Origin of the sequence: Pseudomonas sp. LW8, from assembly GCF_041956865.1 — a bacterium.
GTDB classification, from domain to species: Bacteria; Pseudomonadota; Gammaproteobacteria; order Pseudomonadales; family Pseudomonadaceae; genus Aquipseudomonas; species Aquipseudomonas siliginis.
In genome coordinates, this window is record NZ_CP168138.1 from 1,216,447 (window position 1) to 1,233,526 (window position 17,080).

The following is a 17,080-nucleotide window of genomic DNA, read 5'->3' on the forward strand; positions in this document are numbered from 1 at the left end:
GAAGTGTCTGGTTAGGTACATCGACCTGGGGGACCGAGTTGAATATGGATCCGGCACAGCCTTGAGCCTGATCCAACGTTGGATTCACCTCGCTTTGTAGAGGGGCCGACCGAGGTGTCTGGTGAGGTACATCGACCTGGGGGACCGAGTTGAATATGGATCCGGCACAGCCTTGAGCCTGATCCAATGTTGGATTCACCATCTCTCTTTCAGGTCGGCGCAAGACCCAAGCATCCCCCAATCAGTCCCCTCTCCCTCCGGGAGAGGGCTAGGGTGAGGGGCTGTTGATCTTTGCTCTATTTCCCGGGGGTGAGGGTCAAGCGGGTCTTGCCATACACCCGATCAAAGTTCTGCGGCTGCATCGGCAGGCCGATGTACTGACCTTTCAGCCACGCATCGATCCCGTTCAGGTAGTTCGGACTCAGCGGGTTGCCCGACTGCCCCGTACCGTTCTGCGCCATCAGTGGCTCGCTCTGGCCGAAGTCGACGATAAAATGCATCGACGGCGCGCGCGTGGTGACGAAGTCCTGGCCCCAGGCAAACGCCGAGCTGTTCAGCGTGGTGTGATCGCCTCCAGCCGCCAGCGGCCCGCGTACAGTCTGACCGTTGCTGTTTTTCCACGCATAGCTGTGCAGTTTGCCCCACTGCCAGGCGCGATGATCGCCGCCCAACTGGCTGTCGCCCGCTGTAATCGCTGCAGCGAGACTGCGGGCGAGAATCACCGCTTTGTCTTCCTTCTGCGGCGTGCGCAGGTCATCCCAGAACGGACTGTCCTCACGCCCCAAGAGATGATCGGCCTGCGCCGCGTAGGACAGATCGCCATTGGCGACAAAGGCCTTCCACGCCGGGCTCGACTCAGGACCCAGTTCATCGAGGAAGATCTGCTTCATGCTTTCCTGCAGAAACAGTTCATAAATCGCCGCATCCGCCGAGGTCGGGCTGAGCTTGCCGTCGAACGCCATCAAGCGCGTGAAGGCTTCGCGGGCCTTGCTGCGTTCGGCTTCCGGCAGGGCGTCGATCGCCTGTTTCAGCGGTTGCTTCATCCCCGGTGCTTCGAAGACTTTTTTCAGCTTGGCGGCGAACGTGGTGGTCTGGTCGTACTGCATGGCGATCACGCTGCGGCTGTCGTGCTTGCCGCTGCCGGCCATTTCCGCCAGGCGCTCGCCGCGCTCCGGTACCGCCCAGGATTTCGACAACTGCATGCCGTAGCCGTCGGGAATTACACGCTGGTTGGCGGTGCCGAGCCAGCCTTGTGCCGGGTCCTGATCGTAGGGGTGCAGCATCGGGTCGGCGTAACCGTCCCAGTCGTAGCGACCGTCCCAACCCGGCGAGGGCAGCAGGCCTTCACCTTCGCGACGGTTGGGGAAGCGCCCGGTGACTTGCCAGCCGATATTGCTTGCATCGGCAAAGACCAGATTCAGGGTAATGGCGCGGATTTCACGGCTGGCGTCTGAGGCGCGCTCGACGTTCTGCGCGCGGGTCAGGTCGAAGAAGGCATCCAGGGTTTTGTCGTCAGTGAAGCTTGGCGTCTGCAAGGCGAGGCCGAAACCGTTGCCTTGCGCCGCTGCCTGGGCACTGTTGAGCAGCGCGCCGTGGCGGGTTTCGTACACGGCTTCGCGAATCGGCCGCTGGCCTTTGACGAAATAGGTTTCGTTGCGCACGCCCAACGGCTGCCATTTGCCGTTGACTTCATAAGTGAGGCTGCTGCCCTGACGGCGGATTTTCTCGAGGAACAGGTCCTGATTGTCGCCGAGCACGCTGGTCATGCTCCACGCCACTTTGCCGTTGAAGCCGCCGAGCACCATCGGCAGACCGGCAACCGTGACGCCGGCGGCCTGATATTTCGGCGCGCGGATCTGCACGAAACTCCACAGAGACGGTGCGGCCAGCGGCCCGTGCGCATCGCTGGCCAGCAGGCTCTTGCCGCTGCGGCTGCGTTGCGGGGCGATCGCCCAATTGTTCGCAGTCGGTGTGGCGAGCAGGTTCAGCGACGACAGTTGCTGGCTGGCGCTGCTCAGTTCGGTCAGCCCCGGAATCTGCCCATTGAGCTTGAGGCCTTGCAGCTTGTCGGCTTCAGCCACTGGCAGGTTTTCATCAGGCGCCGACGGGCTCAGCCAGGCGAGTTTGTCAGTGGTCACGGTTTGCGCGAGCACCAGTGACTGGATTTCCTCCGGCAGGTTGGCCGACTGGCTGAAATTCAGCAGGGCAAAAATCAGCGCCGAATCTTCCGGTTTCCAGTATTCGGGCTTGTAACCGCTGGCGGCGAGGTCGCCCGGCAACTTGTCGGCGTAGCGGAACAGGTAGGCGTTGACGCCCCGTGCATACACTTCGAAGAAGCGCTTGAGCCGTGGCGACGAGGCCTTGTACAGCTCGCCGGCGCTCTTCTTCAGATTGACCGCGCGCATGTAGCGGTCGGCATCGAGCATCGACGCGCCAGACATTTCCGCCAGCCGGCCCTGAGCCAACAGGCGCAGGGTGACCATCTGGTTGATGCGGTCGCTGGCGTGGACATAGCCGAGGCTGAACAGCGCGTCATGGAAGCTGTTGCTCTCGATCAACGGCATGCCCATCGCATTGCGCCGCACTGACACGTTCTGCGCCAGGCCCTTGAGCGGTTGCACGCCGGAGGTCGGCGGCAGGCTGTCCTGGGCGTTCCAGGTCTGGCAACCGGACAGGCCGAGGACACCGGCCACTGCTGCGGCAACGCCGAACCGGGGAAGAAAATGTGTAAGGGCTGGCGAGGCCATGGCGAAGCTCCTGCGGGGGTATAAGGCTGGGGGCGCAATAAAGCCGCTACGTTAGTGAGGGCGCGAGGGCCGCGCAAGCGGGGCGAGCGGTTATTTGTGCTGTTGTCGGCTGATCGGTCAGAGCTGTGACAGTTGCTTGTGGGAAAGCGCTGATGTTGAACTGCGGAATGAGTCCCGAGACCTGTCAGGAGAAAGATCGCTATGGAGCTTCAAAGCAACGCTGCGCTGATCATCATCGACCAGCAGAAAGGCATTCTGCATCCGCGTCTGGGGCGGCGGAATAATCCTCAGGCCGAAGAGCGAATGCTTGAGTTATTGGCGCTGTGGCGCCTGCGCGGGCGCCCGGTGATTCACGTGCAGCACTTGTCGCGCTCACCTGACTCGGTGTTCTGGCCGGAGCAGGACGGAGTCGAGTTTCAAGAGCGTTTTGTCCCTCAGGGCGGGGAATGGCTGATCCAGAAACAGGTGCCGGACGCGTTTTGTGCCAGTGGGCTGGAGGCGCAGTTGCGTGAGGCCGGGATCGGGCAACTGATCATCGTTGGTGTGGCGACCAATAACTCTGTTGAGTCGACGGCGCGCACTGCGGGCAATCTGGGTTTCGACACATGGGTGGCAGAGGATGCGTGCTTTACCTTCGACAAGGCCGATTATTTCGGCAAACCGCGTACCGCTGAAGAGGTGCACGGGATGTCGCTGGGCAATCTGCATGGGGAGTATGCGACGGTGGTCGGCTCTTCACAGATTCTGGCGGCGGGCTGAAATTTTGTAGCGTATGTGCCGCCGCCTTCGCGAGCAGGCTCGCTCCCACATTCGAGCGCATTTCGTCAGAAGGAATGCAATTCACTGTGGGAGCGAGCCTGCTCGCGAAGCGGTGTGTCAGGCGAAGAAGATCTTCGCCCGTGACATCAAGCGCCGTGGCACTTCTTGAATTTCTTGCCGTTGCCGCATGGGCAAGGGTCGTTGCGGCCGACGTCTTTCAGGGCGTTGCGCACCGGTTCCTGGTGGGCGTGGCCGCAGTTCGGGCCGTGGACATGGCCATGGTCGTGATCATGATGGTGGTCATGATCGTGGTTGCAGTCAGGGCCATGGACATGGGGTTGCTGGGTCATCGAGGTCACTCCGGAGTTAGATCGGCGGGGATTATCACGCCATTGCGCTCAAGGTGCACGTAGTGGGCGATGAATAAACCGGTTTCCATTTCCCCCTGCAATCGATAGGGAATCTGCTGGTTCGGATTTTTCAGCAGTTTCACCACCTGTTTGACCTTCGGCCACAGGTTGGTGCGGATCGGCACTTTGAAGTAAGCGCTGCGCTTGGGTCCCACGGTAAACCAGTGCTCATGCTCGCCCTCGGTGAGCAGCATGTCCGCCAGGTGAATCCGGTATTCGAGGCCGCGCACGGTCAGATCGCTGTCGTTGGGATTGTCGACGCGAAAGTGCAGGATGAATTTTTGCTCGAGCAGTTTGGCCCGCACCACCTCGACTTTCACCAGATGCACGGCAGGCTCGACGCTGTCATCGCTGAACCACGAGGCACAGCCGCCGAGGTTTACGATCAGCATCAACAGCAGAAAATGTAGTGTGCGCCGACGACCGAGCATGAAATTGACTCCCTTTGTGCCCAGTCTAGACCTTAAAAGATTTCAGCCTTCGGCTAATCCCGTGGAGCTGCCGAAGGCTGCGATCTTTTGATCTTGGCTTTCAAGCGCCGAAATAACCCGAACAACACTTCTTGAACTTCTGCCCGCTGCCGCAAGGGCAGCCGTCATTGCGCCCCAGCTTCATCTGCACCGTGGGATCGATGAAGTACCAGCGCCCGCCGTTCTGCACAAACGAAGAGCGCTCGCGATGGCTGTGCTCGCCCTGGCTGTCATGCCAGCGCGCGGTGAAGGTCACAAAAGCGTGTTCCGGCTGGCCGCCGAACACCTCCGAGCTTTCCACCTCAAGGCCGAGCCAGGTACTTTGCGCACTCCAGTCGCTGATCGATTGTCTGTTCAGCCCCGCCTGTTGCGCGGGCAGGGTGGTCGCCACCAGATAGTCGATCAGCCCCAGCACATAAGCGCTGTAGCGCGAACGCATCAAGGCTTCGGCACACGGTGCCGGGTGGCTGTCGTGATAAGGGCCGCAGCAGGCATCCAGCAGATTGCCGCTGCCGCAAGGGCAAATGGCTGTACTCATTGCATTACCACCAGTATTTCCCGAAGTTTTCCGGATTGGCCCAGAAGCGTGAATTGAGCCAGTCGGGGACTTGTTTGTAGTCAAGCAGATCGTAGGTAAACAGGGTCAGCACCTGCTCGTCGCGCTGGAAACGCTCGCTGGCCTGCAGTGCCAGCGAATAGAAATCGGTTTCCTGCCAGCCGCTGGCCGCCAGATCCGCCAGCACTGCGATGCGACTGGTGTTGAGATTGCGGATGCCGCCCAACAGATTCAGGCCATCGCGTTTGGGCAAATGTTCCAGGCAATCGACCACCAGCGCCAGATCGAAGCGTTGCGCGGCCAGTTCGGCGGGCAGACCGCCGGGTGCGGCATGGGCGACCACGGTATCTGGATGCGCGTCCTTGAAAGCGCTCAAGGCGGGAAACTCGCTGGCGCCGATCAGCAGCAGTCGGGCCGGGGCGTAGCGATCCAGCAAAGCGGCCAACGCCTGTTGTGGCGTGCGCGAAGAAATGGCGACGTTCATCGAAGCTCCTCAGTCAGACCGCCAAGACTAGCCTGCCAGACTGCGTCGGCAAAGCGCCCGGTGGCGGTGGTTTTCGCCAAAAGAGGCAAACCCCTGTGAACACGGTCGCAAACAGCGGTGGCCTATTGCTGGCGGAGATTAAAACTCCGGTCTTTACTCCCTGAATCGGTTTTAAGCCGATCCCTCAGGAGAAAACTAGATGAGCATAGTTCGGACAGCATTACCCTTGGTTCTGCTAACCAGTGTGTTGACTGGTTGCGCAGGTTTGCAGAAAACCGACTGGCCGACCTGTGCGGCGGTCGGCGGTGTGGTCGGTGCCGGTCTCGGCGCGACGGAAAGCGCATCGTGGGCTGGCTACGGTGCACTGATCGTCGGCGGTACGGCAGCGGCTTACTGCTGGGTGCATGGCGATGGCGATGAAGACGGCGATGGCGTGCCGGACAGTCGCGACAAGTGCCCGGGCACGCCAAAAGGCGTGCAGGTCGATGCTGACGGTTGCCCGCCACCGACGCCTGCGCCAGTGGTCGAAGAAGCGGTTGTGGTCAAGGAAGAAACCATCGTCATTCGTGATGTGCATTTCGAGTTCGACAAAGCCACGCTGACCGGCCCTGACAGGCAAGTGCTGGACAAGGTCGCCGATCGCCTGAAACAGGAATCCTCTACCGCGCAACTGACCGTGACCGGTCACACCGACAGTGTCGGCAGCGATGCCTACAACAAGAAACTGTCGGATCGTCGTGCGCACTCGGTGGTGGAATACCTGATCCAGCAGGGCGTGCCACGTGCCAGCTTCGTTTCGGTGTCGGGCCTTGGTGAAAGCCAGCCTGTGGCTGACAACAAGTCGGCTGATGGTCGTGCACAGAACCGTCGCACCGAAATCAAAATCGTCCGCTAGCCCCTCTCGCATCCGCGGCTTGTGCAGTCGCGGATGCGGGTCTTTACTCCTGTGTAACCGGTATGGGCCGGTACACAGGAGCGTTCACAAATGCGTCTTTTCTCAAGGTCCGTCTTGCCGGTGCTGCTGCTTGGCAGCTTGCTCACCGGTTGTGCCACTCACAGCGATGGCACCGCCCCCCTCAATCAACGTACGTGGCCGATCTGCAGCCTGCTTGGCGGTCTGGTCGGCGGCGGTCTTGGCGCCATTGAAAGCGCCGGCTGGGCCGGCGGCGGCGCGGCATTGGGTATCGTCACCGGCGGGCTGATCTGTTACGCCCAGGATGGCGACGAAGACAGCGACGGCGTCTTCGACCGCCGCGACCGCTGCCCGGACACTCCGGAAAACACCGAAGTCGATCACCGTGGCTGCCCGCTGCCGCAATATCCGGTGGCAGTCAAACCGGTCGAACCGGCGCCGCAATCTGAAGTGATCACCTTGAGCGATGCCGGCAACGTGCTGTTCGATTTCGACAAGTCCGATCTGACCCCGGCGGCCAAAGCCCAGCTCGACACCTTGATGGACAAGCTGCGCAATGCCGATGTGGTCAGCATCAAGGTCATCGGGCACACCGACAGTAAAGGCTCCGACGCCTATAACCAGGCTTTGTCCGAGCGGCGCGCGAGCAGTGTCGCGGCGTATCTGTTGAGTCAGGGGCTGGCGCCGAACAAGCTCACCAGCGAGGGCCGAGGCGAGAGTGAGCCGGTCGCCGATAACGCCAGCGATGAAGGCCGCGCGGAAAATAGACGGGTCGAGCTGCACATCAATCGTTAGCAACCGTCTGTAGTACGCAGGCTAGAGCTGCCGGGTCGAGATCGTCGCCCCGGCAGCCATTTCATCCGCGTTTGCACAAATTTCATTTTTCCCTCTGGCTTATCCCCCGCAGAAGCCGGTACTGTGCGTGCAAAGAATAATTCGCAACACGGGGGAGCGTATGAAGGTGTTCTGGGGGCTGGGGCGTTTGCTGACCCTGCTGTTCTGCTGCGTGGTACTGGCCAATCAACTGGTGCCGTTTGTTCATCCGCTGCATCTGCTGGTCAATCTGGCCGGCGCTCTGTTGTTGCTGATTCATCTACTCGAAGTGCTGCTGTGCAATCGCAGCCTCAAGGGTCGTCCGCACCCTTGGCGTGATCGTGGCCGCATTCTGTTGTTCGGCGTTTTCCACCTGCAAACCATCCCGGCCCCGGCCGCTCCGGAGGCTTCTTCCCATGCGTAAACTCTGCCTGCTCGCTGCATTCATCAGTCCACTGGCCTGCGCCCAGGTGGTCAACGTGCAAAGCAATTCTTTGATGCGCTTGCCCAACACCACCAGCACGCTGCAACTGGAGAAACTGGAAGTCGCCGATTACGGCACCTTGCTGATCCCGTCCAACGTGACTGAATTGAACATTGATGAACTGCGTCTGGGCCACGAAGCACGTATTGCTATCGTTCCGGCTGAACAGGCGCTGGAAGTGAAGGTCAAGCGCGCTGAATTGAGCGAGGGCAGCCAGATCACCGCGCGCGGCGCCCCCGGCACTTATGAAAAAGCGGCCCGGGCCGGGCGCAATCTGAACCTGCAATTTCAGGCCCTGAGCGCGCCGCAACTGACGGTCGATGCCCGTGGCGGCAGGGGCGCGCCGGGTTTCGTCGGCCTCGACGGCGGCAACGGTGAAGATCCGGGCTGCACCTATGGCTCGGCCGGCCACGGTGCCGATGGCAGTGACGGCAGCGATGGTCAGCCAGGCGCGCCGGGTGCGCTGGTGCGCCTCGCCGTACCACGGGATTTCCCAGTCGAGCTGATCAAGGTCAACGTGGCTGGCGGTGCCGGCGGACCGGCGGGTGTCGGCGGCAAGGCGGGCAAGGGTGGCAAGTCCAAGGGCTGCCTGGTCTATCGCGCTGATGGCGGCAAGAACGGCAAGGCCGGCGCGGATGGCCAGCCTGGGCCGGTGGGGGCGGCGGGTTCGGTTACCGTGCAACGGCTCTAAAACTGCGACCCGCTCTCTGATCAATAAAATGCTTTGGTGAGTGAAGATCTTTGGTGAGTGAAATTATGTGGCGAGGGGATTTATCCCCGCTGGGCTGCGTAGCAGTCCCGCTTTTGATTTTTAGAGCGGGGCCGCTTCGCGACCCAGCGGGGATAAATCCCCTCGCCACAACTGTGTTCACAGCAGAACAAGAGTGCGATTCAGAGCATCGGTCTCGCCGCCGCCACAGCCACCAACACCAACCCGACCAGCAGATTAACCCCCACCACCCGGCGAATCCGCCCCAGCACCGCCGCACCCGCCGGCCAATCCTTCGCCTCAACCGCCTTGCGCAACTCCGGCAGCATCAGCCCTTGAATGCGGATGAACAGCGCCGTCATCACCACGTACAAGCCGATCATCACCTGCACATACTTCGGCGCGGTCTCGAAGCCGACCTGCTGCAGATGCAGCATGCCCACGCCGCTGATCGGCAACAGGATCACCGCGACCCAGACCCAACGGAAAAAACCTTGAAACACTTCCACCCACAGGGTCAGGCGAGCGGGGCCGTCCAGAGCCTTCACAGCCGCAGGGCGCAAGACCATCCAGGCGAAAAACATACCGCCGACCCACACCAGAGCGGCGAGGACATGCAGGGGGTAAACGAGGCTAAAAGGTGTCATTGGGTCACTCCGTTCTGCGCGGGATCGATTAGCGGGGTATGATAGCCGCCGAATCAAACCACTGAAAATTTATCCAGCGTTTTGCGCCCGACACTCAATGATCAGCACTGAACTCAAAACCACGATCCAGGGCGCCTATTCGCGTTTTCTAGAGGCCAAGAGCCTCAAGCCGCGTTACGGCCAGCGCCTGATGATCGCCGAAATCGCCAAGGTCCTCGGGGATATCGACACCGATGACGAAGGCCGGCGCAGTGGCGACCCCGCGATCGTCGCGGTGGAAGCCGGCACCGGTACCGGCAAGACGGTGGCCTACAGCCTGGCGGCGATCCCTACGGCGAAACTGGCCGGCAAGCGTTTGGTGATAGCCACCGCGACCGTCGCCCTGCAAGAGCAGATCGTCTACAAGGATTTGCCTGACCTGATGCGCAACAGCGGGCTGAATTTCAGTTTCGCCCTGGCCAAGGGCCGTGGCCGCTACATGTGCCTGTCCAAGCTCGACATGCTGTTGCAGGAAGGCCACGCACAAACCGCCACCGCGCAGCTGTTCGAAGAAGAAGGCTTCAAGATCGAAGTCGACGAGGCCAGTCAGAAGCTGTTCACCAGCATGATCGAAAAGCTCGCCGGCAATAAATGGGACGGCGACCGCGACAGCTGGCCGACCGCGCTGGAAGACGCCGACTGGGCGCGCCTGACCACCGATCACAGCCAGTGCACCAACCGTCATTGCCCGAACTTCGGCCAGTGTGCCTTCTACAAGGCCCGCGAAGGCATGGGCAAGGTTGACGTGATCGTTACCAACCACGACATGGTCCTGGCGGATCTGGCACTGGGCGGCGGCGCCGTGTTGCCGGATCCGCGCGACACCATTTACGTGTTCGACGAAGGTCACCACCTGCCGGACAAAGCCATCGGCCACTTCGCCCATTACACGCGCCTGCGCTCCACTGCTGACTGGCTGGAAACCACCGCAAAGAATCTGACCAAACTGCTGGCCCAGCATCCGTTGCCGGGTGATCTCGGCAAGCTGATCGAGCAGGTGCCCGAGCTGGCACGGGAGATCAAGACCCAGCAGCAGTTCATGTTCACCGCCTGCGAGCAGATCGCCGATTTCAAACCGGGCGAAGACGTCGAAGGCCGCGAGCGCCCGCGTCATCGCTTTGTCGGCGGGGTGATTCCGGAGGACATGCGCGAGATGGGCATCGAGCTGAAAAAAGGCTATTCGCGCCTAAACGACCTGTTTCAACGCCTGACCGACCTGCTCAAGGAGGGCATGGACGGCGAGGTCAACATCGGTATCGCCAGCAATCAGGCCGAAGAATGGTATCCGCTGTTCGGCAGCCTGCTGTCCCGCGCTTCCGGCAACTGGGAATTGTGGACCGCGTTCACCGCCGAAGACCCGGAAGACAGCCCGCCCATGGCACGCTGGCTGACCCTGGCCGAAAGCGGCTCGCTGTTCGACATCGAGGTCAACGCCAGCCCGATTCTGGCGGCGGAAACCTTGCGTCGCAGTTTGTGGAACGTCGCTTACGGCTGCCTGGTGACGTCGGCGACGCTGACGGCGCTGGGCACCTTCGACCGTTTCCGCATGCGCGCCGGTCTGCCGAAAAAAGCCGTCACCGCCGTAGTGCCGAGCCCGTTCCATCATGCCGATGCCGGCGTGTTGCGTGTGCCGGACCTGAAGGCCGACCCGCGCGATGCTGCTGCTCACACGGCGGCGATCATTCGCGAACTGCCGGATCTGGTCGACGGTTCGCGTGGCACGCTGGTGCTGTTCTCCTCGCGCAAGCAAATGCAGGACGTATTCGACGGTCTCGACCGCGACTGGCGCAAGCAAGTGTTCATTCAGGGCAACCTGTCGAAACAGGAAACCCTGAACAAGCACAAGGCGCGGGTCGATGGCGGTGATTCCAGCGTTCTGTTCGGGCTGGCCAGTTTTGCGGAGGGTGTCGATTTGCCGGGTGCCTACTGCGAGCACGTGGTGATCGCCAAGATTCCGTTCTCGGTGCCCGATGATCCGGTCGAGGCCGCGTTGTCGGAGTGGATCGAGGCGCGCGGCGGCAATCCGTTCATGGAAATCTCAGTGCCCGATGCCTCGCTGAAACTGGTTCAGGCCTGCGGGCGTCTGCTGCGCACCGAAGAAGACCGCGGCACCATCACCTTGCTCGACCGGCGTCTGGTCACTCAGCGCTACGGCAAGGCGATCCTCAATGCGTTGCCTCCTTTCCGTCGTGAAATATCCTGAGACACGGGTGGGCCGATTGGCCCGCCGCGTTGTCTATCTCTCTGCCACCGCTTTTCCACTGGCCTTGACTGGTCGTTAGGGAGAACTCCGTTCTTATGATCCGCCGTTCGTTGCCCGCTGTTTTCGCCTTGATCTTTGCCGCGCCGTTGCTGGCTGCGCCCGCCGGTCAGCAGACGCTGTTCAACTTCGTACGCCCGGCCGACGTGGTCAAGGTCGCCACGGAAAACGCCGACCTGCCACAGGCCAATGCCGAACAGACCGCGGAAGGTGAAGTGCTGCGCCGGGTGACGTTCAACCCGGTCGCCCGCCCGACCTTGCGCCTGACCCCGCAGACCGGCGCTTGGGACTGGTCGCAGTCCGACATGATGACTTTGCGTCTGCAAAGTGCGATGAGCTGGGCGGTAACAGTCTATGTGCAGATACAGAGCAACGATGGCCGCACTCTGGTCAGCCGCGTCGATCTGCCGGCCGGCCCCGCGCAGACCTTGCTGGTGCCGCTGGTGGCTTCGACGCCGCTGAGCCAGGGCATGAAAGCCGGGCCGCCGATGCCGATGACCGTCGATGGCCAACGCATCCTGCTGGCCAGCAGCACTGGCGAGATCGACCGCAGCCAAGTGGTCTCGGTGAGTCTGTCGCTGGATCAGCCGAAAGTTGCGCAGAGCCTGTTGCTCGAGCGGTTCGGCGTGCAGGACGGCGAATCGGTGACGCGGGCGGTGTACGGCAATCTGGTCGACGCCTACGGTCAGTCAACCCGTAGTAAATGGCCGGAAAAAGTCAGCAGCGACGAACAACTGAAAAGCGCCGCCAGCAAAGAGCAGCAACAGCTGAATACGTGGCTGGCCGAGCGTGAAAAGGCTTCGCTGGACAAGTTCGGCGGCTGGAACAAAGGCCCGGCGTTCAAGGCCAGCGGATTCTTCCGCACGGAAAAACGCGATGGCCGCTGGTATCTGGTGACTCCTGAAGGCCACCCGTTCTATTCGCTGGGCGTCAATACAGTCAGCCCGCAGGTCAACCAGACCTACGTCGCCGGCCGTGAATACATGTTCGAATCGTTGCCGAAGAACGACGACCCGCTGGCCGCGCATTTTGGCGAGGGTGACAACCGTGGCGGCAATGGCGCCGACCAGGGGCGTGGCTACGGCAACGGCCGCTGGTACGACTTCTATGGCGCCAATCTGCAACGCCTGTACGGCGAACCGTGCAAGGCCGACAGCGACAACAAGGCCGGAATTGCCGAAGCGGCAAAGGCGGGCGCGGCTGAGGCCAATTCGGTGCAGGCTGCTGAGACTGCGGCGGTGCCTGCCGAGCCAAAATCCGGAATTGCCGAAGCGGCGCAGACTGACGCGGTGCAAGCGTCCAGCACGGAAATAGCTCCGTGCACAGCCAGGATTGATGAACAGCGCTGGACCCGGCATACCCTCGATCGGCTGCAAGCCTGGGGCTTCAACACAGTGGGCAACTGGAGCGCGCCGTCGCTGGCGGATGCTGAGCGCGTACCGTACACCTTGCCGCTGTCGATCGTCGGCGATTACACCAGCATCAGCACCGGCAGCGATTGGTGGGGCGGCATGCCGGATCCGTTCGATCCGCGTTTCGCCATGGCCACCGAGCGTGCCGTGGCCATTGCCGCCCGCGATCACCGTGACGATCCGTGGCTTATCGGTTATTACGCCGACAACGAACTGGCCTGGGCTGGCCCTGGCGACGATCCAAAGGCTCGCTACGCACTGGCCTACGGCACGTTGAAAATGACCACCGACGTGCCGGCCAAACGCGCCTTTCTCAAGCAATTGCGCGACAAGTACCGCAATCAGGCCGGACTGTCCAAGGCCTGGGGCATCGAGTTGCCGGCGTGGGAATTGATGGAAGACCCTGGCTTCGTGCCGCCACTGCCGAACCCGGAGCATCCGGAGATCGAAGCGGATTTCAAATACTTCCAGAAGGTCTTCGCCGATACCTATTTCAAGACCATTTCCGATTCGCTGAAATGGCACGCGCCGAACCAGATGCTCCTTGGCGGTCGCTTCGCCACCAGTACGCCTGAAGCCGTGGCGTCCTGCGCACAGTATTGCGATGTGTTGAGCTTCAACATGTACACGCTCAAGCCGCAGGACGGCTACGACTTCGCCGCGTTGGCGGGGTTGGACAAGCCGGTGCTGATCACCGAATTCAACTTCGGCTCGGCTGACCGAGGCCCGTTCTGGGGCGGCGTGACGCAGCTGGCCAAAGAGGAAGATCGCGGCCCGGCCTATGCCAACTTCCTCAAACAGGCGCTGAGCGAACCGTCGATTGTCGGCGTGCACTGGTTCCAGTATCTCGACCAACCGGTGACCGGGCGTTTGCTCGACGGCGAGAATGGCCATTTCGGTCTGGTCGGTGTGACCGATCTGCCGTATCAGGGCTTTGTCGAGGCGGTGCGCAAAAGCAATCTGCAGGCGCTGGAGCAACTGGGCAAGGAGGCGCAGAAAACCCCGGCTGCGGAAGTTGAAGGCGGGCGCAAGGGCGAGGCTGGCAAAGCGCCGGGGGCTGCACAGGCGGGTGGGCATTCGGGGAATGGTCACTAGGTTTCAGACCGCGTTATCGTTCTTCGCGAGCAGGCTCGCTCCCACACTGGATATCAACAGCAGCGGAGATCCCCTGTGGGAGCGAGCCTGCTCGCGAAGGGATCGCCACAAATTGCCGATCAACCGTCTGGCCCGCGCCTGTTCCCAAATCCCTCAAGGGCTGGAACAATGCGGACCACTTTGTAGAGCGTTTTCGCGGGGGAGTTGCGGGTGCAGATTCAGGGACATTACGAGCTTCAATTCGAAGCGGTGCGCGAGGCTTTCGCCGCACTGTTCGACGATCCCCAGGAACGCGGCGCAGCCCTGTGCATCCAGGTCGGTGGAGAAACCGTCCTCGACCTCTGGTCCGGTACTGCCGACAAGGACGGCGCCGAAGCCTGGCACAGCGATACCATCGCCAACCTGTTTTCCTGCACCAAGACCTTCACCGCCGTTACCGCGCTGCAACTGGTGGCTGAAGGCAAGTTGCAACTCGATGCCCCGGTTGCCCGCTACTGGCCGGAATTCGCCGCCGCCGGCAAAGAATCCGTCACCCTGCGCCAATTGCTCTGCCATCAGGCCGGCTTGCCGGCGCTGCGCGAACTGCTCGCCCCTGAAGCCCTTTACGACTGGCAAACCATGGTCGACGCCCTCGCCGCCGAAGCGCCATGGTGGACGCCGGGCACCGGTCACGGTTATGCCGCGATCACCTACGGCTGGCTGGTCGGCGAATTGCTGCGCCGCGCTGACGGGCGTGGGCCGGGCGAGTCGATCGTCGCTCGGGTCGCCAAACCGTTGGGCCTGGATTTCCATGTGGGCCTGGCCGACGAAGAGTTTCATCGCGTGGCGCACATCGCCCGTGGCAAGGGCAACGCCGGCGACGCTGCGGCGCAGCGCCTGCTGCAAGTGACCATGCGCGAACCGACTGCCATGACTACTCGCGCCTTCACCAATCCGCCGTCCGTGCTGACCAGCACTAACAAGCCGGAATGGCGACGCATGCAGCAACCGGCGGCCAACGGCCACGGTAACGCGCGCAGTCTCGCCGGGTTCTATGCCGGCCTGCTCGATGGCAGCCTGCTCGAGAGCGAGATGCTCGAAGAGCTGACCCGCGAGCACAGCCTCGGCGACGACAAGACCTTGCTCACGCGCACCCGTTTCGGCCTCGGCTGCATGCTCGATCAACCGGACGTGCCCAACGCCACCTATGGCCTCGGCCCGCGCGCGTTCGGCCATCCGGGAGCGGGCGGCTCGATCGGTTTTGCTGATCCTGAGCACGATGTGGCTTTCGGTTTCGTGACAAATACCCTGGGGCCTTACGTTTTGATGGATCCGCGCGCGCAAAAGCTGGCGCGGGTGCTTGCCACTTGTCTGTAAAGCTTCAACAGAGGTTCCAGGGTCGGAACCTCGAAGGGATTTTCGTTTCAAAACGGCTGTTTATCCGGGCGAAAGTGCTCTGATTTTTCATTACTTCATTTTGTGGATTTTCAATGTCATCTAAAAAGACCCTCGCCCTGGCCCTGTGTGTAGCGATTACCGGTTGCGCACAGACTCCGAAAAACGATGCAGATGGCGGCAGTTGGTGGCCGTTCGGTTCTTCCGACAAAGTCGCGGCCAAAGATTCGACTTCGGCTCCAGCTCCTTTGAAACCTGCGGCGACCGCGCCAGTGGCCAAGGCTGAGAGCAGCAACCGGTGGTACTGGCCGTTCGGTTCCAGCGATGAAGCGGTCAAGGCTGATCTGAAAGCCGAGGTCAAACCCGAAGCCAAACCGGTCGAGGTGGCCAAAGCCGAGGCGCAGTCCAATGGCAAATGGTGGTGGCCGTTCGGCGGCAAGGATCAGCCAACCGTCAAAGCCGTGCCGATGCCGGATCCGAAGGTGACTCAGGCCTGGCTGGATGACTACGAACCGCGTCTGCGTGAAGCGGTGAAGGACAGCAATCTGCAACTCGAGCGTCGCGACAACGTACTGGTGGTGACGGCGCCGGTCGAAGGTTCGTTCAACCCGGACCGCCCGGCGATGCTGCTGCCGGTCACCCTTGGCCCGTTCACTCGCGTGGCGAAAATCCTTGAAGCCGATCCGAAAACCGCAGTGCTGGTGCTCGGTCACAGTGACACCAGCGGTGCTGCGCCGGCCAACGTCAAGCTGAGTCAGGAACGTGCGCAATCGGTGGCAGCGATCTTCCGCCTCAGCGGCTTGCAACGTGATCGCCTGATGCTGCGCGGCATGGGTTCCGAAGCGCCGCGTGCGGCCAACGACAGCGTTGAAGGCCGCGCCTTGAACCGTCGTGTCGAACTGCTGGTGACTCCGCAAAACACCATGGTTGCGCTGCTGAGCAAATACAACATGCCGGCACCGAAGCCGGTGACGATGGTTGCTGCGCAAGACGTCAAGCCAGTGGCCAAACCGGTTACCCCGGCGCCTGCGGCGAAAAAAGCCGCTGTGCCGGCGGCGAAAAAGGCGCCAGCCAAGAAAACCGCCGCCAAGGCTCCTGCGAAGAAGGCACCGGCCAAGGCTCCAGCGAAAAAAACTGCACCAGCCAAAGCCGCCGCGACCGACAAGAAAGTCGCCGCAGCCGACGCCGCTAAAAAGTGATCCGCTAACGAAAAGGAATCCGCCATGACCCAGGCTCTGGCCGATATGCGTCGCGACTACACCCGTGACGGTTTGACCGAGGCGCAAGCCCCGGCCGAGCCGTTTGCGCTGTTTCACCAGTGGTTCGCCGATGCGGTGAAAACCGAGCAGGCGCCGGTAGAAGCCAATGCCATGACCCTGGCCACGGTCGATGCCAACGGTCGTCCGCATTGCCGCATTCTGTTGCTCAAGGGCCTGGACGAGCAGGGCTTCACCTTCTTCACCAACTACGACAGCGCCAAGGGCCAGCATCTGGCGGCCAACCCGTTTGCCGCCATGACTTTCTTCTGGCCAACCCTGGAGCGTCAGGTGCGCATCGAAGGGCGGGTGGTCAAGGTCACGGCGCAAGAGTCGGATGCGTATTATCAGGTGCGTCCTCTGGGCAGTCGTCTCGGCGCCTGGGCCTCACCGCAGAGCCGGGTCATCAACGGTCGTGGCGAACTGGAAGATTTGCTCAAGGCCACCGAGCAACGCTTCAGCGACACTCAGCCGCACTGCCCGGAACATTGGGGCGGTTACCGCTTGTTGCCCGAGCGCATCGAGTTCTGGCAAGGCCGTCCGAGCCGCCTGCACGATCGCCTCAACTACCGCCTCCAGGGCGCCGAGTGGATTCTGGAACGTCTGGCACCCTGAGCAGTCTACCGAGCGAGATAAACGCGGATGGCGCAGG

16 protein-coding genes are annotated in these 17,080 nt (G+C 61.8%); 10 read left to right on the top strand and 6 right to left on the bottom strand.

What is annotated here, in order from left to right; translation table 11 throughout:
- Positions 1-296: 296 nt before the first annotated feature.
- Positions 297-2,747: a penicillin acylase family protein gene (locus AB9L16_RS05480; protein WP_375123206.1), complete on the bottom strand. Its 2,451-nt coding sequence runs from the start codon at positions 2,745-2,747 to the stop codon at positions 297-299.
- A gap of 201 nt (positions 2,748-2,948) precedes the next feature.
- On the opposite strand from AB9L16_RS05480, the gene AB9L16_RS05485 reads away from it, so the two are divergent.
- Positions 2,949-3,506, top strand: a complete 558-nt coding sequence (locus AB9L16_RS05485; protein WP_305382340.1) for a cysteine hydrolase family protein — start codon at positions 2,949-2,951, stop codon at positions 3,504-3,506.
- 146 nt (positions 3,507-3,652) lie between these two features.
- Here the strand turns inward: AB9L16_RS05485 and AB9L16_RS05490 are convergent, their stop codons facing one another.
- The 4 genes from AB9L16_RS05490 to AB9L16_RS05505 form a co-directional block, all read right to left on the bottom strand.
- A complete protein-coding gene (locus tag AB9L16_RS05490; RefSeq protein ID WP_003198420.1) occupies positions 3,653-3,856 on the bottom strand; it encodes an SEC-C metal-binding domain-containing protein in 204 nt (67 codons plus the stop codon).
- 5 nt (positions 3,857-3,861) lie between these two features.
- Entirely contained in the window at positions 3,862-4,347 is a 486-nt protein-coding gene (locus tag AB9L16_RS05495) for an LEA type 2 family protein (RefSeq protein WP_024011906.1), read from the bottom strand.
- A 100-nt stretch (positions 4,348-4,447) separates the two neighbouring features.
- The gene (locus AB9L16_RS05500) at positions 4,448-4,924 is read right to left on the bottom strand and encodes a YchJ family protein (protein WP_375123207.1); all 477 of its coding nucleotides are present in this window, start codon (positions 4,922-4,924) and stop codon (positions 4,448-4,450) included.
- 4 nt (positions 4,925-4,928) lie between these two features.
- A complete protein-coding gene (locus AB9L16_RS05505) occupies positions 4,929-5,426 on the bottom strand; it encodes a DUF6231 family protein (protein WP_375123208.1) in 498 nt (165 codons plus the stop codon).
- A gap of 199 nt (positions 5,427-5,625) precedes the next feature.
- On the opposite strand from AB9L16_RS05505, the gene AB9L16_RS05510 reads away from it, so the two are divergent.
- The 4 genes from AB9L16_RS05510 to AB9L16_RS05525 all read left to right on the top strand — a co-directional run bounded on the left by AB9L16_RS05510 (position 5,626) and on the right by AB9L16_RS05525 (position 8,327).
- Positions 5,626-6,321 carry an OmpA family protein gene (locus AB9L16_RS05510; protein WP_056783352.1) on the top strand — a complete coding sequence of 232 codons (696 nt, stop codon included), beginning with the start codon at positions 5,626-5,628 and terminating at the stop codon, positions 6,319-6,321.
- 90 nt (positions 6,322-6,411) lie between these two features.
- Complete coding sequence (locus AB9L16_RS05515) at positions 6,412-7,134, top strand: OmpA family protein (protein WP_150636395.1); 723 nt, start codon at positions 6,412-6,414, stop codon at positions 7,132-7,134.
- A gap of 160 nt (positions 7,135-7,294) precedes the next feature.
- On the top strand, positions 7,295-7,576 hold the full coding sequence (locus AB9L16_RS05520) for a DUF1145 domain-containing protein (protein ID WP_016771375.1): 282 nt from the start codon (positions 7,295-7,297) through the stop codon (positions 7,574-7,576).
- Positions 7,569-8,327 carry a collagen-like protein gene (locus AB9L16_RS05525; protein ID WP_150636396.1) on the top strand — a complete coding sequence of 253 codons (759 nt, stop codon included), beginning with the start codon at positions 7,569-7,571 and terminating at the stop codon, positions 8,325-8,327. The genes AB9L16_RS05520 and AB9L16_RS05525 overlap by 8 nt, the downstream gene beginning before the upstream one ends.
- 200 nt (positions 8,328-8,527) lie before the next feature.
- Here the strand turns inward: AB9L16_RS05525 and AB9L16_RS05530 are convergent, their stop codons facing one another.
- Positions 8,528-8,992 (bottom strand): CopD family protein, encoded by a 465-nt coding sequence (locus tag AB9L16_RS05530; protein WP_150636398.1) that lies wholly within the window; start codon positions 8,990-8,992, stop codon positions 8,528-8,530.
- A 97-nt stretch (positions 8,993-9,089) separates the two neighbouring features.
- Between AB9L16_RS05530 and dinG the strand changes: the two genes are divergently transcribed.
- The 5 genes from dinG (at position 9,090) to pdxH (ending at position 17,043) form a co-directional block, all read left to right on the top strand.
- Positions 9,090-11,234, top strand: a complete 2,145-nt coding sequence (dinG, locus tag AB9L16_RS05535) for an ATP-dependent DNA helicase DinG (RefSeq protein WP_375123209.1) — start codon at positions 9,090-9,092, stop codon at positions 11,232-11,234.
- Positions 11,235-11,329: 95 nt separating this feature from the next.
- Positions 11,330-13,798: a beta-galactosidase gene (locus AB9L16_RS05540; RefSeq protein ID WP_375123210.1), complete on the top strand. Its 2,469-nt coding sequence runs from the start codon at positions 11,330-11,332 to the stop codon at positions 13,796-13,798.
- Positions 13,799-14,008: 210 nt separating this feature from the next.
- Positions 14,009-15,154 (top strand): EstA family serine hydrolase, encoded by a 1,146-nt coding sequence (locus AB9L16_RS05545; protein ID WP_024011913.1) that lies wholly within the window; start codon positions 14,009-14,011, stop codon positions 15,152-15,154.
- A gap of 113 nt (positions 15,155-15,267) precedes the next feature.
- The gene (locus tag AB9L16_RS05550; RefSeq protein ID WP_375123211.1) at positions 15,268-16,371 is read left to right on the top strand and encodes an OmpA family protein; all 1,104 of its coding nucleotides are present in this window, start codon (positions 15,268-15,270) and stop codon (positions 16,369-16,371) included.
- A gap of 24 nt (positions 16,372-16,395) precedes the next feature.
- On the top strand, positions 16,396-17,043 hold the full coding sequence (gene pdxH / locus AB9L16_RS05555; protein ID WP_375123212.1) for a pyridoxamine 5'-phosphate oxidase: 648 nt from the start codon (positions 16,396-16,398) through the stop codon (positions 17,041-17,043).
- The last annotated feature ends 37 nt before the right edge of the window (positions 17,044-17,080 follow it).

What these genes read in the sequence shown, in the direction of transcription:
- AB9L16_RS05480 (WP_375123206.1), bottom strand. Translation starts at nt 2,747, where the DNA reads ATGGCCTCGCCAGCCCTTACACATTTTCTTCCCCGGTTCGGCGTTGCC.
- AB9L16_RS05485 (WP_305382340.1), top strand. Translation starts at nt 2,949, where the DNA reads ATGGAGCTTCAAAGCAACGCTGCGCTGATCATCATCGACCAGCAGAAA.
- AB9L16_RS05490 (WP_003198420.1), bottom strand. Translation starts at nt 3,856, where the DNA reads ATGACCCAGCAACCCCATGTCCATGGCCCTGACTGCAACCACGATCAT.
- AB9L16_RS05495 (WP_024011906.1), bottom strand. Translation starts at nt 4,347, where the DNA reads ATGCTCGGTCGTCGGCGCACACTACATTTTCTGCTGTTGATGCTGATC.
- AB9L16_RS05500 (WP_375123207.1), bottom strand. Translation starts at nt 4,924, where the DNA reads ATGAGTACAGCCATTTGCCCTTGCGGCAGCGGCAATCTGCTGGATGCC.
- AB9L16_RS05505 (WP_375123208.1), bottom strand. Translation starts at nt 5,426, where the DNA reads ATGAACGTCGCCATTTCTTCGCGCACGCCACAACAGGCGTTGGCCGCT.
- AB9L16_RS05510 (WP_056783352.1), top strand. Translation starts at nt 5,626, where the DNA reads ATGAGCATAGTTCGGACAGCATTACCCTTGGTTCTGCTAACCAGTGTG.
- AB9L16_RS05515 (WP_150636395.1), top strand. Translation starts at nt 6,412, where the DNA reads ATGCGTCTTTTCTCAAGGTCCGTCTTGCCGGTGCTGCTGCTTGGCAGC.
- AB9L16_RS05520 (WP_016771375.1), top strand. Translation starts at nt 7,295, where the DNA reads ATGAAGGTGTTCTGGGGGCTGGGGCGTTTGCTGACCCTGCTGTTCTGC.
- AB9L16_RS05525 (WP_150636396.1), top strand. Translation starts at nt 7,569, where the DNA reads ATGCGTAAACTCTGCCTGCTCGCTGCATTCATCAGTCCACTGGCCTGC.
- AB9L16_RS05530 (WP_150636398.1), bottom strand. Translation starts at nt 8,992, where the DNA reads ATGACACCTTTTAGCCTCGTTTACCCCCTGCATGTCCTCGCCGCTCTG.
- dinG (WP_375123209.1), top strand. Translation starts at nt 9,090, where the DNA reads ATGATCAGCACTGAACTCAAAACCACGATCCAGGGCGCCTATTCGCGT.
- AB9L16_RS05540 (WP_375123210.1), top strand. Translation starts at nt 11,330, where the DNA reads ATGATCCGCCGTTCGTTGCCCGCTGTTTTCGCCTTGATCTTTGCCGCG.
- AB9L16_RS05550 (WP_375123211.1), top strand. Translation starts at nt 15,268, where the DNA reads ATGTCATCTAAAAAGACCCTCGCCCTGGCCCTGTGTGTAGCGATTACC.
- pdxH (WP_375123212.1), top strand. Translation starts at nt 16,396, where the DNA reads ATGACCCAGGCTCTGGCCGATATGCGTCGCGACTACACCCGTGACGGT.